Here is a 13,435-nt window from a genome sequence, read left to right on the forward strand (position 1 = left end):
AGCAGGACCAAGCAGGTCGTCCATGCCGACAACGCAACTGCCAAACACCGCCAGCCTGCGCCCCGGTTTCATCTGGGGCGTTTCCACCTCCAGCTTCCAGATCGAAGGGGCAACGAAGGAGGACGGGCGCGGACTCAGCATCTGGGACATCTATTGTCGGTCCGGTGAAATCAAAAATCACGATACCGGCGACGTCGCGTGTGACCATTATCATCGCTACCGCGAAGATGTCGGCCTCATGAAGACGTTGGGCGTACAGGCGTACCGGTTCTCGGTTGCCTGGCCGCGCGTCCTGCCGCTGGGACTCGGATCCGCCAACGAGGCCGGCGTTTCATTCTATGACCGGCTGATCGACGAGCTCGTGGCCGCCGGTATCGAACCGTGGCTGTGCCTGTATCATTGGGACCTGCCGCAGGCCCTGGAGGAGCGCGGCGGCTGGCTGAACCGTGAGTCGGCGGCGTGGTTCGCCGACTATGTGACGTTGATCGCCGCGCGATTTGGCGACCGGGTCAAGCGCTTTGCGACATTCAACGAGCCGTCGATCTTCAGCCTGTTCAGCCGTTCGCTCGGCAAGCGGGAGCATAGCAGCGAGGACAAGTTCCACCGCATGATCCACAACGTCAATCTCGCCCACGGGGCGGCGGTGGATGTGCTTCGCGCCAACGTGATCGGCGCCTCGATCGGCTGTATCCATAATCGACAGCCATGCCGGCCTTCCAGTGCAAGCGAGGCCGATGAAGCGGCTGCGGCACGGCTGGATGTGTACTGGAACGCGGCCTTTCCGGATCCGCAATGCCGCGGCGAATATCCGCCATCGATGCGCGCGGCAATCGAACCGCATATGCAGCCAGGCGACCTGACGCGGATTTGCCGTCCGCTGGATTGGTTCGGGCTGAACCACTATAGCCCGGTCTATGTGAAGGCACGGGCGGATTCGATGCTGGGCTACGACTTCGGCGACAAGCCCGCCAGCGTCCCCTTGACCCCGATCGGATGGCCGATCGATCCCGAGGCCTTCAGCGAGACGTTGCAGGCGGTCCGCACACGGTACGGCCTGCCGATTTACGTGCTCGAGAATGGCTACGGCGATTCCGGCCAGCCCGACCAGACCGGTGCGGTGATCGACCCGGGCCGGATAGAGTTCCTGAAGGCCTATATCAACGCGATGAATAACGCCGCGGCCCACGGCGTCGATGTTCGTGGCTATTTCGTCTGGTCTCTGCTCGACAATTTCGAGTGGGCCTCCGGTTACAGCATCAGGTTCGGCCTGACCTATGTCGATTATGCTTCGCTGCGGCGAATCCCGAAATCGTCTTTCGGCTGGTATGCCGGGCTGATCAGGGCGGTGCAGCCATGATCAAGGCGACGCTGGAAGGACGAGCCGCGTTGCTTGCAGATGTTGGAGGGACCAACGCCCGCTTCGCACTGCTGACTGACGGCGAGCTCGGCGCGATCACACATATGGCGGTCAAGGACTACGCTACCTTTCAGGAGGCCCTCGCTGCCTATCTCGGCGCTTCGGCCAGGGCCGAGAGGCCTGCTCATGCAATCCTCGCCGCCTCTGGCGCGGTTCAGAATGCCCGCTGCGCACTCACGAACAATTCCTGGATCGTCGACGCAGAGGAATTGCGCGGGGCCTATGGGTTTTCGGCCGTCCGTTTGATCAACGACTTTGAAGCGGTCGCATGGGCCCTGCCCCGGCTTGGCCCCGACAGTTTGCTGCAGCTCGGCGGGCGGCAGCAGGTGCCGGGGGCACCCCTTGCCGCGATCGGCCCCGGCACCGGCCTGGGAATGGCGGTGAGCATACCACACCCCGGCGGACAGATCGTTCTCGCCAGCGAGGGAGGCCATGCCACGCTGGCAGGCGGTTCGTTGCGCGAGGATGCGGTGATTGAGCATTTGCGGCAACGCTTCGGACATGTGTCGGCCGAACGCATTCTGTCGGGCGCGGGGCTCGAGAACCTGTATGACGCTCTCGCCTGCATCGACGGCGCGACGCCGCCAAAGCGCCGCGCGTCCGACATTACGCGGGCCGGAATTGAGGGAACGTGTCCGATCAGCCGCTCCGCCGTTGACATGTTCTGCGCGATGCTGGGGTCCGTCGCGGGCAACCTCGCGCTCGCGCTGACCGCGAGAGGCGGGATATTCATCGGCGGCGGCATCTTGCGCCACCTGCCGGACTATCTTGCCGCGTCCCAGTTTCGCCAGCGCTTCGAGGAGAAGGGGCGGCTCCGAAAATTCCTCGAGCCGATACCGGCCTATCTGATCCTGGACGACGACGTCGCATTCGTCGGCCTCCGTAACCTGATGGAGGTCGAAGGCATTGGCTGAGGTACCGCAACGCGACATCGTCACCCTGACCATCAACCCGGCTGTCGATATCTCGACCTCGGTCAGCAAGATGGTGCCCTACACGAAAATGCGCTGCGCCGCGCCTCAGCGCGATCCCGGCGGTGGCGGAATCAATGTGGCCCGTGTCCTGAAACGGCTGGGCTTTGAGGCGACCGCAGTCTATCCAGCCGGCGGCGCAACCGGGCAAACCCTGACGGCGCTGGTTGAACGTGAGGCCGTGCGCAGCATCGTCATCCCGATATCGAACGATACCCGCGAAGACATCACCATCTTCGACGAGACGAGCAAGGAGCAGTTCCGGCTGGTATTTCCGGGCGCCTGCCTCAACGAATTCGAATGGCAGCAGTGTCTCGACGCAATTGCGCGTCTCAGTCCGCAGGCTGCCTTTGTCATCGCAAGCGGCAGCCTGCCGCCGGGAGCCCCGGCCGATTTCTACGGCAGGGTGGTCAGGGCATCGACGGGAGCGGCCAAGGTCGTCGTTGATACGTCCGGCGCCTCGCTCAAAGCCGCGCTGGAAGCGGGCGTCTATCTCATCAAGCCCAACCTTCGGGAGTTTCAGGAGCTGGCCGGGATCAGTGGCGCCGACGAGTCCTCGCTCCTGGAGGCGGGGCGCCGCCTGATCGATCGTTATCGCATCGAGATCATTGCTCTCTCGATGGGCCCCGGCGGGGCCCTGCTCCTGACGCGCGACATCGCCTTGCGTGCGAATGGCCTTCCTTTGGAGCCTGTCAGCGTTTCCGGCGCAGGCGACAGCTTCCTGGGGGCGATGGTGTCGCGCCTCGCCAATGGCGACAAGCTCGATAGCGCCCTGCGTTATGGTGTTGCCGGCGGTTCGGCGGCGCTGCTCAGTCCCGGAACGGGGCTTTGCCTCGGTGCGGACGTTCATCGCCTCGCATCCAACGTGAACGTCACAATCATAGCCGGCTATCATGCTTAGCAACGAGACATACCACTCGCCCGGCGAACGGCAGTTGCTGCTGCGCTTCTGGAAAAGTGCTCGCGGCTTCTGGAAAGGCAAGTCGGCGGGCTGGGCCTGGCTTCTCACCGTGTTACTCGTCGCGACAGTTCTTCTGCAACTGCTGACCCAGTATTCGCTGAACTTCTGGAATCGCGACTTCTTCAACGCGGTCGAGCGCAAGGACGGGAAAGAGCTCCTCAGCCAGGCGCTGCGATTCATGCCGCTCGCTGCGGCCAGTCTGTCGCTCGCCGTCTTCTCGGTCTGGGGGCGGATGACGCTCCAGCGAAAGTGGAGAGCCTGGCTCAGCGATGAGCTTTACCGCTACTGGCTGGAGCGGGATCGCTTTGTGCGACTGAACTTCGTGGCGGGAGACTATCAGGCCCCTGAATATCGAATCGCCGAGGACTGCAGACTGGCAACGGACCTCCCGGTCGACCTCGTTCTCGGGCTCGTCGCTTCTCTCCTGACAGCGGCCACCTTTATCGGCATCCTCGGGGTGGTCGGAGGCAATCTCACGATCGATGCAGCGGGTCTCACTCTGACCATTCCCGGCTATCTGGTCGTCGCCGTCGTCGTCTATTCGATCGCCGTGGCAGCCGTGACGATGTTGATCGGCCGCCGACTGACGGACGTTCTGGAGGAAAACAAGCGGGCCGAGGCACAGTTGAGGGCCGTTGGAACCCATGTGCGTGAAAGCGGAGAAAGCATGGCGCCCGGTATGAAAGGCGACGATGGAATTCGCGCGATCCACCCTGCCCTCAAGGCGGTGATTGCTTCGTGGCTGAACTATTGCTGGCAACTCGTGCGCCTCACAATCATAACCCACACGAACTCGCTGCTGACGCCCGTGATCGGCGTGCTGCTCTGCATGCCAAAATATGTTGCCGGCACAATGCTCCTCGGCGAGGTCGTACAGGCTGCGGCGGCGTTCGTTGTGGTCCAAAGTGCCTGCAGCTGGTTTACGGACAACTATCCTCGTCTTGCGGAATGGGCCGCTTCGGCCAACCGTGTTGCGTCGCTGCTTTTTGCGTTGGATAAGCTCGATCGTCCCGCCGTGGACAACGAGCCGGGACGGATACACAAGTACGCGGGAACGAACAGGCAAACATAGGCGCGCCGCCTTCAAGTCGAGAGCAGCGCTCACAGTAAATGCGCCCTTGGCGGACGCCGGAACGAAGGTCGCCGCGGCCCTATAGCTGATCCAGAACCAAAGATAATATCCGATCCCAAGAAGCGTCTTTCTAAAGCCACCCCACTCTGACCAGAACGTCGTGTCGCGCATATACTTATTGACGTCCTCGGTCGCAGCCCGCGTGCCCTCCCGAGTGATCTGCTCGAAATCGATATGCTGACGATCGCGGAAGCGATCGAGCAGTTTTCTCGAAAATCAACCGATCGGTGAGCGTACTGTGCCATTGCTGGTTCGAAGACGCGACTGTGGTTGCTGCGATCAGCTCGCCGAGGTTCCACGACACCACGTCAATCAGAAAGACGAGTGTCGCCAGGATTGTCCCTGTTTTTTCGTCTCGCTGAGCAAAAGCTGCAATGGCGACAAAGAAGAACACAGTCCAGCGGAAGGCGCCTACGGCCGAAGCTCTGTGAAGTGCGATTGGTGTAACGCTCATGCAGTTTGCCCCCTCGATCCTTATTAGGGCGCCAAGGCCGGGATCGTCACGCGAATTTTCTAGCCCTTGTGGTTCAGACGATGACGGAAGCACAGCACGCGGTGGCTGGACAACCGCCGAGAGCGAAGGCAGCTTTGCCCAGACAGGGAGACGGGCATGTCCTTCAAAGTCATCGACGGCGGCGGAGGGCCTTGGATGAGATGCGCGCTAGTCGCGCCGCCCCCCTCGCCGCAAGGTCATCAAGAAGCGCAAGCTGAAGCCGCACTCCCACCAGGAGGAGTTGTGCTGTAGGCGAGATTTCCACCCACGACCCGCAGTCGCCCGACGCCGTTCCGACCTGCTGGGAATCGACAATTTGACTCGGCTCTGGGCAAGCCATTCTTGGCGGGATGCCTCGCCCAATCAGACGCATCGGCCCTACCCTGCCAGGCGGCCGCCCGGTGAAGATCACCTTCGGCGAGATGCGCGAAATGGGTGTCAGCGGCGTCCTGATCTTTTAATCACGGGGTCCTGGGTTCGAGCCCCAGCGCGCTCACCAAGCAAATTCAATAGCTTACGCCAGACCATCAACCGATTGAAAAAGCCCCGCGTGGGCACTGTGCTGACAATTCGATTGCTGCTCTCACGGTCGGAGATCTCGGCCCTGCAATTGTTTGCCGTAACAAGCAGGCCGGCGCGCTCCTCAGCCGTGGTCGCCTGCCCTGCCAATTCCAGGCAGATGCGCTCCATGCGCGCGAGTTCGTCGATGTCGTGTTGATATTGCCCCATGCGGCTGATCAGACTCCGGCGCCCCGCTCAGGTCAAGGACGGGCCGCGTAAGGAGCCTTCGACCGCGACACGCGTTAAGGACCAGAGCAGGAGGACGGAGGCGGGTTATGAGTACCATCCCCCTAGACCTTCAACGAAGGTTCGAACAGCGCTGGGCCGCCCGATTTCCGCCGTCGGGGGGAGCGGTTGCAACTCGATGGGATCGGCCTGAAAAGCATGATCGGCAGCTGGCCACGCCCAGAAAGGGCAAAAGAAAAAATCGCCAAGCGAACCTAGCTCGTTCAAGTTCAGCGCCGACGGCGTGAGCGCGGGACCGAAGCCCCCACGACGCGCAGTAGCTCGCGCGCGTTCCGAGACCCAAGGGATTGATAATTTGACTCTGGCCTGCGCCGCGTTTCGATGGCGGCATGCCCCGCCCTGCCCGCCGCCACACGCCCACGCACGTTGACGGCCGCCCCGTCAAGATCACTTCGGCGAGATGCGGGAGATGGGCTTGCGCGGCGTCCTCGTCTATTGCCATTGCGGCCATCATATCGCTCTGAACTCTGAGCGCCGATCGCTGGCCTGACGATGTTCGCCTCTCTGGTATCGAGCCGCGCTTCGTCTGTGCCGGTTGCGGCCGCCGCGGAGCTGAGGTCAGGCCAGATTTCGAGAGCGGCGTGCCGCCGCAGTTCGCGAGCTCGAACGCACGTGAGACCGCTGCAAAAAGGCCATATTTCGCGTGCGAGTTGATGAAGCGGGAACTTTCGGCAATTGGATACATTGCCGGTCTCGCCGCTTATCGCGTCCCTCGGGCCTGAGGAGCAGTCGTTGAACCGGGAATTAAAGGAATTCCGCAGGCTCGAACGCGCTTGCAGAGAGCACGCAGCCATCGCTTCCCTCGATCTTGAGCGTGAGGGTCTTCTCAAGGTGGCGGAGTATTATCGGAAAGCTATCGAAGCTTGCAACGCCACCCCACAGCGGACAGCCACCCGTAAATTTCCCAAGGAAGGCCCGCCAGCGTGAACCGTGGCGCTGCCTTTCCACGTCCCCACACGCAGCGACCCCGCCTCGCTGATAGCGTGGAAGGGCCGCCTGCCTTTCCTTGCTGGGGCTGGAAGGGGCAAAGCCAGCACGGTCGGCAAGTTCAATTTACGCCGGTGAAGTGGCGAAATGAACTGCCCAAAAGGGGCACTCCGTCGGAGGCGGAGGGTCTGCGAAAACCACACGGACCCGCTGAACAGACATCACGTCGCCGAGCTCAGTCCCAAGGGCAAGGAACCGCATTGGGGACGACGCAAGCTGAAGCGGGATCAATGATCGTCTTCTCTCGGGAGACGCCACACGATTTTCATTTTTAGTCGGAATCAAATTGAGCCGTTGCTTCAATTATAAGGACGTCATTCATGACCAAGGAAAATTGCCTGATCGTCTACGTTGCTGGAAGACAGTTGGATCTGCTGCGAGGAGAAGCCTCCCGCATTGCAAAGGACAGTAAACTTGATTGGTGGATCGATCATGCCGATGTCGGCACGCGCTTCTGCTTTGAAGATGCGAAGGCGAAAGAAACCTTCGCTCTCACCTGCGACAACTTCGGCGTTCCGTGCCGCGACGGCTAGGAACTAAGCCCAACGGGAAAAGCCGCAGGGTGGTTCCAGCCCCCACTGCGGCATTCCCGGACAACTAGAAATTGGCTGGTACTCAAATCTCGCCGGTGTTCTCACAGTAGAACACCCCGTTCCGAAAATGGACTCCGTACAACTACCGGAGTTCGACGTCTCACGGATTGCAGCTTAAGAGCGAGCGTGGCACGGCTTGCATTCCAGCCCCCAAGGCTCCCGGCTGCCGATTCAATTGCGGATCAGAGCGCCGGGAGCGCCGAGGCCCGCCAGCGTGAACCAGCGGGCCAGTTCAGTGCGGGCACAGTCCCAAGCGTTTCGTTCGACCTATCTTCAGCTTTCCGGCGCCGCAACTGCAGCCGGCATGCTCAGCGGCGCTCCACCAACCGAAACAGGCCCCACCGACTTCGACTGCCGGACCATCCGTTTGCGCATCGCCGCGGACAGTCCATAGCGAGCATTCGCTCTTCGAATGGAGGACGTGACGTCCGACATCATTGCGCCTTGCAGCGAGTCCACCTTCGCGATCAGCGTGGACAGCTGCGAAGATATCTTCCTCACGTCGAAGCGTTCGTCCGTGATGCTCTGGCGCAGGGACAGCAGCACCATTGTGTCCTGCTGCAGCAGGGCGGCATTTTGCTGCAATGCTTGGTTGTTCTCCTGCAGCGAAGCCGTGTGCTGCTGCTGGGCCGACTGGATATCCTTCAAGGCGGCGACAACCGGATCCGGTTTCGGTGCGGATGCGTCCCGGCGCGGAAGCAGTTCGGCCAGACTGCCGATATTCAGCGACGAGAAATCGGCCGGCGATGTATAGATGGCCGCCGAGCCGTTGATGGCCAGAGCACACACCGACAGCGCCAGGACCGATTTCCGGCTGGAGCGCTTGACCGGAACTGGAGCTTCCGGGGCGGCGGGTTCGGGCGCGGCGGCTGCGAGCGCGAGCGCTGCGGGGTCGAGTTGTTCGACGAGGCCTTGCGCTTCCAAAGTCGTGGTCATCTGCATTGACCTCATGAGCGAGCAAAAGGAAGCCGACGCCGGAACGTCCTCGCGACGGCTCCTCTACGCAGCACCCACCTACAACTGTCTAAAATTGTAGGCTTTTCGGCTTAATTTCACGTTAGCGGCCGGGCCGCCCGGCAGGCCCGGCCACCCCGGCCGATTGCGGGGCCCAGGCGATGGAATGAGCAATGGGGCAGCCTGCTCCGAAGCGCGACAAAGCCGCGAGACAACGCCCTCAAAAGGTGTAAGATTCACCAAAATAGGAGGGAGCGGCATGTTTGAAATCAACGGTTTCGACACGGCAGGCGTCGTCAGCCTCAAGCGGCTGTCACTCGAGGCCGCCCTCAAGAAGGCCAGAGAGCTCGTCGCGGACGGGTGCTGGGACGTTCAGATCGTTGATCCAACCGGCCGGATATACACCTCGTTCGAGGAGCAGGCGGCGTAGCCGCCCCGCCTTCCCTTTTCAGAAATCACCCAGCCATCGGATCGCGCTTCGCGAACTCTTGGCGTTGCCGTGATCCAAATGAAAACCCCAGCGCCTGGTGGGAAGCGCCGGGGCGTTTTCAAAATATCAATCGGTAAAGCAATGCGGCCTTCATAGCAGCGGCCGCGGAGACCGACTGTGAGCCGGTTCACAGCACGTCGCCGATTTTTCCATATCTGCGACGGTCGCCGACTCTGGCCGACAACGTAACCGACCCGCTATCCGCCCCGGCCGACATTGGACGAGGCGCTGTTCCGCCACCGCTGCGTTGCTTCATCGCTCCAGCCGGGGACCGCGAAGCGCGCCCGCGGATTCACGTCCGCGCCGGAACGATCGACCGCGGGAGAGCGCGGATGATGTGCGCGGGAGCGTTGCGCCGTCGCCGCGTTTGCGGCGGTGCACAGGACGATCAACAGACCCATGGCCAGAACAGAGCGCATCGTATCGGTTCCAATCGAGTAACCCGCTCGGGCTGATGTGATGCGCCAACCGTCCCGCCGCAATCTGACGCGGCATCACAGCTAAGCGATAGACACGCGAGCGCAACGCCCTTGCGATGGCACGAACCGGCGCTCAACGCCCGAGCGCCGCGCCGTTGCCAATCAACTCATTTGGGAGCACGCTCTCTCCAGGCGCTCAAGACGCCACACAGGGAGAGACACATGAAGGAATCGGGCCTGGATGGCCGCCATCGGGACAAGGATGGCGGGATCAGCAAGAAGCACGGCAACACGCTGGTTGGCACGTTGCGCAAGATCTACGGAAAGGGTTTTGCGGCCGGCTATCCCGATGCGACCCAGCTCAGCGAGGTCCTGGCTCAGCTGAACGAGACGTCGCTGAGCCAGTTGCGCCGCGATCATGACACCGGGCATTTGGGGCACAAGATCGACCACGCCTCGAAGTGACTGATGTCACCTGTCTGATTGACCCGGCTGGATGAAGACGGCGCCGGACCGGCGCATCCGTCCTCACCCCTCGTCCAGCACCTCGAACAACTCTTCAACCCGCTCGAACGGCGCGTCGCGCATCTGGCTGTGATAGACGACGCGATCGCCGTCGCGCTGCAGTGACTTCCCTCTCGACTTCCGCAACCGTCCGGGCAGGAACGTTGCGGCCACCGCCCCGAGGCCGACGTCGAGCCGGATGATGCCCCTTCGCTTGCATTCGAGCCTGAGCTTCGCGGCGGCAAAGAAGTCGCGCGCGACTTTCGGCAGCGGGCCGAAGCGGCGGGAGGTTTCCTCCTCGAGGTCGACGAGGTCGTCCTCGCTGCTGCATCTTGCGGCGCGCGCATAGAGTTCGAGCCGCACGGGCTCGGAATGCACATAAGTCTCGGGCAGCATGTCCGCGACCGGCAGGTTCAGGTCGGGCACCCACACCGCAGCCCGCTCCTCATCGACCTTCTCCGAGGCCATTTTCAGCAGGTGGCTGTAGAGCACGGGTCCGAACACCTGGACATGGCCGGATTGCTGCTCCGAAAACAGGTCGCCCGCACCTCTGAGATCGAGATCGCGCTCGCTGATGGCAAAGCCGGCGCCCGGCCGGCTGAACTCCTCGAGCACGGCCAGCCGCTTCTCCGACTGCCCGGAATTCGTCTCGGTCAGCAGATGGGCGAACGCGCGGATGCCGCTGCGTCCGACCCGTCCGCGCAGCTGATGCAGCTGGGCGAGGCCGAACTTCTCGGGCCAGCAGACCACGATGGTGTTCGCACGCGGAATGTCGAGGCCGCTCTCCACGATGTTGGTCGCGAGCAGGACGTCGGCCCTGCCCTCGACGAAGCTCATCATCCGGTCGTCGATCTCGTCGGCAGCCAATCTGCCGTGCAGGCACACGATGCGAAGATCGCCGGCCACCGCCTGCACCCGCGCCAGCATCGGATCCAGATCCTGGATGCGCGGACAGATCAGAAAGCTCTGGCCGTGGCGCCGCTGCTCGCGCAGCAACGCCGACGCAATGGCCGCATCCGACAGCGGCGCAATCCTGGTTGCGACCGGGAGCCGGTGAACCGGCGGCGAGGCGATCACGCTGAGGTCGCGGAATCCGGCAAGGCCGGCGGCGAGCGTGCGCGGGATCGGCGTGGCGCTCATCATCAGCACATGGACATTTTTGGCGAGGCTGGAAAGCCTGGCCTTCTCCGCCGCGCCAAAATGCTGCTCCTCGTCGATGATGACGAGGCCGAGATCGTCGAACTTCACGTCCTTGCCGCCGAGCGCCTGCGTTCCGACCACGACCTTGATCCGGCCGCTGCGCAGTCCCTCCCTGGTCGCCCGCAGCTCGGCGCCGGATGTCGCCCGCGACAGGTTCCCCACCTCGATGTCGAACGGGGCGAAGCGCTTCTGGAACGTTGCGACATGCTGCCGTGCCAGCACCGTCGTCGGCACCGCGATCGCCACCTGCTTGCCCGACAGCACCACAGCGGCAGCCGCCCGCAGCGCCACCTCGGTCTTGCCAAATCCCACGTCGCCACAGATCACCCGGTCCATCGGATGGCCGGATGCGAGATCCTCCAGCACGTCGCGGATCGCCTTCGCCTGGTCGACCGTCGTGAAATAAGGAAAGCGCGCGACGAATTTCTCATAGGCCGATCCCGGCGGAACCAGCTTGTCGGCGCGCCGCCTGCGGCGCTGGCTGATGTGCTTGGCCAGCACCTTGCCGGCGATCTGGATTTCGCGCTCGGCCTCGGTGCGGCGGGCCCACCATGAGCTGCCGTCCGCCTTGTCGAGCGCAAGCTTGCCGGGCTCGGTTGCGTAAGGCCACATCAGCGCCAGATCGGGCGGCGGCACGAGAACCGCATTGTCGCCTGCGAACACCAGGCGGATCATCTCGCGCAGTGCGCCGCCGCCCGTGTTCACGGTCTGCAGGCCATCGAGCACGGCAAGGCCGCGCTGGAGATGCACGACCACCGTGCCCTGCTCGGGCACGTCGGCATGGTCGAAGGCCGCGCTCCAGGCCCGCGCCATCGGCTGCGGATGATGCGCCCGGCTGCCGAGCACGTCGGACGCCGTCACGACAACGAGCGACTTTTTCCCCGGCACGACGAAGCCCGCATCGAGATCGGCCAGAAGCGCCGCCTCGCCGCTCCGCCCGCGCACCGCCTCGTCCCAATTCTCGCAGCGCTGCGCCTTGACGCCGCCCATCCGCTCCATCACGCGCAGGTCGTCCTCCTGCGCCGCGACCAGGATCAGCCGCGAGCCGGCCCGGCGCGTCTCCTCGACAAAGGCACGCAGCGCCTTCCTGGAGGAGGTCAGCTTCGAAAACTCCGGGATGGGCTGGAAGGACGCCGTCCGCGGCAATACCTTCATGCCCCTGGAGAGCTGCTTCCAGTCGCGCCGTCCGATGTATTCGCGTTCCCTCTCCGCGCGAGGCGCGGCCTCCTCGATCGTGCTCAGCCAGCCGTCGACGTGCAACGGCACCCCTGCATCGGCGATCCATTTGGCGCGCCCGCAATAGTCGAACAGCGTCGCGCGCTTGCCGCGTTTGCCGGCGAAGGCCAGCCGCTCCGACATGGGATCGACGAGAAGCTCGCTGGTCTCGAAGATGATGTCGTGCTCTTTCGGATCGAACGCCACGATCCGGCTGATGGCGCGGCCTGAATGCTCGATCCGGAACGGCCCCAGCGCGCCCGCGGGAAATATCTCGAAGGTCTGCCCGTGAAACAGGGCTCCGCCCGGATAATCCGGCTCGTCCTCGAGATCATATCCCAGCTCTTCGAGGCGCCCGCGCAGGTCCCGCTCGGAAAACGCGCCGCCCACCTTCAGGCTCACGCTCAGGCGCGACAGGCTCGCAGGCGGCGGCAGGCGCTCCATCACGGCTTCCGCCGTCGAGACCAGAAAGAGCGGCTTCCTGGATTTCGCGAGGCGTCGCAGCACCGAGGCTCTGCGCCCTGCCAGTTCGTGCGACGGCTCGAGCTGATCGAACGGCAAAGTGTTCAATCGCGGAAACACCAGGACCTCGCAGGCGGGATCGAGCGCGTGAATGACGCTACCGAGCCGCTCCGCCCTGTTCTCGCTCTCGGCGAGAAAAACGATGCCGCTGCGTCCGGACTGCTTCCATTGTGCAAGCAGATGCAGAGCCATCGAACCGAGGGGCGATGAAGACGAGATCGTGGCGCGCTGCGATCCTTTGCCCTTCTTTGGCGATGTCTTGGTCGCCTTCGCCTTTTTGGAAAGCCTCACTTGAATCCGTCTCTGGTCGTAAACTGTCACCCACCGAACGCGAGCCGCCTCATTGTCGATTCGGCGGTTCGCCGCCATCCATATGGGATTTGCCCTGCCAACGCACGCCTCGTGGCAACGTTCGGAGCGCCATCGCGCTCCCGAAATCTTTGGCTGTGGATCGGAACTCGCCGCTTCCGAAGCATTCAACGCGGCGTGGGACCTGCTTCTCTGGATGCACGGGCTGCTGCGATCGAGGACGCGCTGCTCGCATGTCCAGCACGAAAAACCCCAGCGCTTGGACGCTGGGGCGTTTCGTTCAAAATGAAATGGTCAAGCAATACGCTTTCATAGCAGCGAATGTGTCGCGTGCTTGTGAACTGGTTCACACGCGCTGTTGGTTGTTGGCGCGGCCCGATCATGCCGGAACGGGGTACCGCACCTCCGGTTTGAGCCTGCGCGCGCCGCGGGCTAGGATGCCTTCTTTTACGGAGGCTCAT

General features: G+C 63.0%; 9 protein-coding genes and 1 tRNA gene. 8 read left to right on the plus strand and 2 right to left on the minus strand.

Annotation, left to right across the window (positions count from 1 at the left end):
* Positions 1 to 22 precede the first annotated feature (22 nt).
* The 6 genes from BJA_RS23350 (at position 23) to BJA_RS23380 (ending at position 7,301) form a co-directional block, all read left to right on the plus strand.
* Positions 23 to 1,357, plus strand: coding sequence for a GH1 family beta-glucosidase (locus BJA_RS23350; protein ID WP_011087426.1), 1,335 nt, complete (start codon positions 23 to 25; stop codon positions 1,355 to 1,357).
* The gene (glk, locus tag BJA_RS23355) at positions 1,354 to 2,331 is read left to right on the plus strand and encodes a glucokinase (protein ID WP_011087427.1); all 978 of its coding nucleotides are present in this window, start codon (positions 1,354 to 1,356) and stop codon (positions 2,329 to 2,331) included. The genes BJA_RS23350 and glk overlap by 4 nt, the downstream gene beginning before the upstream one ends.
* Complete coding sequence (locus BJA_RS23360; RefSeq protein WP_038967479.1) at positions 2,324 to 3,289, plus strand: 1-phosphofructokinase family hexose kinase; 966 nt, start codon at positions 2,324 to 2,326, stop codon at positions 3,287 to 3,289. The genes glk and BJA_RS23360 overlap by 8 nt, the downstream gene beginning before the upstream one ends.
* Positions 3,282 to 4,421 carry an SbmA/BacA-like family transporter gene (locus tag BJA_RS23365; RefSeq protein ID WP_011087429.1) on the plus strand — a complete coding sequence of 380 codons (1,140 nt, stop codon included), beginning with the start codon at positions 3,282 to 3,284 and terminating at the stop codon, positions 4,419 to 4,421. Before BJA_RS23360 ends, BJA_RS23365 begins: the two co-directional genes overlap by 8 nt.
* Before the next feature lie 972 nt (positions 4,422 to 5,393).
* Positions 5,394 to 5,473: transfer RNA gene (locus BJA_RS23370), tRNA-OTHER, on the plus strand.
* Between the two features lie 1,615 nt (positions 5,474 to 7,088).
* Complete coding sequence (locus BJA_RS23380; RefSeq protein ID WP_028173955.1) at positions 7,089 to 7,301, plus strand: hypothetical protein; 213 nt, start codon at positions 7,089 to 7,091, stop codon at positions 7,299 to 7,301.
* Between the two features lie 333 nt (positions 7,302 to 7,634).
* Here the strand turns inward: BJA_RS23380 and BJA_RS23385 are convergent, their stop codons facing one another.
* Positions 7,635 to 8,303, minus strand: a complete 669-nt coding sequence (locus tag BJA_RS23385; protein ID WP_038967478.1) for a hypothetical protein — start codon at positions 8,301 to 8,303, stop codon at positions 7,635 to 7,637.
* 271 nt (positions 8,304 to 8,574) lie between these two features.
* On the opposite strand from BJA_RS23385, the gene BJA_RS42400 reads away from it, so the two are divergent.
* Together BJA_RS42400 and BJA_RS23390 are read left to right on the plus strand one after the other, a co-directional pair.
* The gene (locus tag BJA_RS42400; protein ID WP_165448161.1) at positions 8,575 to 8,745 is read left to right on the plus strand and encodes a hypothetical protein; all 171 of its coding nucleotides are present in this window, start codon (positions 8,575 to 8,577) and stop codon (positions 8,743 to 8,745) included.
* A gap of 701 nt (positions 8,746 to 9,446) precedes the next feature.
* Entirely contained in the window at positions 9,447 to 9,689 is a 243-nt protein-coding gene (locus tag BJA_RS23390) for a hypothetical protein (protein WP_011087435.1), read from the plus strand.
* 63 nt (positions 9,690 to 9,752) lie between these two features.
* Here the strand turns inward: BJA_RS23390 and BJA_RS23395 are convergent, their stop codons facing one another.
* Positions 9,753 to 12,857, minus strand: coding sequence for a DEAD/DEAH box helicase (locus tag BJA_RS23395; RefSeq protein WP_038967487.1), 3,105 nt, complete (start codon positions 12,855 to 12,857; stop codon positions 9,753 to 9,755).
* Between the last annotated feature and the right edge of the window lie 578 nt (positions 12,858 to 13,435).

Origin of the sequence: Bradyrhizobium diazoefficiens USDA 110 (assembly GCF_000011365.1) — a bacterium.
Classification (GTDB): Bacteria; Pseudomonadota; Alphaproteobacteria; order Rhizobiales; family Xanthobacteraceae; genus Bradyrhizobium; species Bradyrhizobium diazoefficiens.

What these genes read in the sequence shown, in the direction of transcription:
- BJA_RS23365 (WP_011087429.1), top strand. Translation starts at nt 3,282, where the DNA reads ATGCTTAGCAACGAGACATACCACTCGCCCGGCGAACGGCAGTTGCTG.
- glk (WP_011087427.1), top strand. Translation starts at nt 1,354, where the DNA reads ATGATCAAGGCGACGCTGGAAGGACGAGCCGCGTTGCTTGCAGATGTT.
- BJA_RS23395 (WP_038967487.1), bottom strand. Translation starts at nt 12,857, where the DNA reads ATGGCTCTGCATCTGCTTGCACAATGGAAGCAGTCCGGACGCAGCGGC.
- BJA_RS23385 (WP_038967478.1), bottom strand. Translation starts at nt 8,303, where the DNA reads ATGCAGATGACCACGACTTTGGAAGCGCAAGGCCTCGTCGAACAACTC.
- BJA_RS23380 (WP_028173955.1), top strand. Translation starts at nt 7,089, where the DNA reads ATGACCAAGGAAAATTGCCTGATCGTCTACGTTGCTGGAAGACAGTTG.
- BJA_RS23350 (WP_011087426.1), top strand. Translation starts at nt 23, where the DNA reads ATGCCGACAACGCAACTGCCAAACACCGCCAGCCTGCGCCCCGGTTTC.
- BJA_RS42400 (WP_165448161.1), top strand. Translation starts at nt 8,575, where the DNA reads ATGTTTGAAATCAACGGTTTCGACACGGCAGGCGTCGTCAGCCTCAAG.
- BJA_RS23390 (WP_011087435.1), top strand. Translation starts at nt 9,447, where the DNA reads ATGAAGGAATCGGGCCTGGATGGCCGCCATCGGGACAAGGATGGCGGG.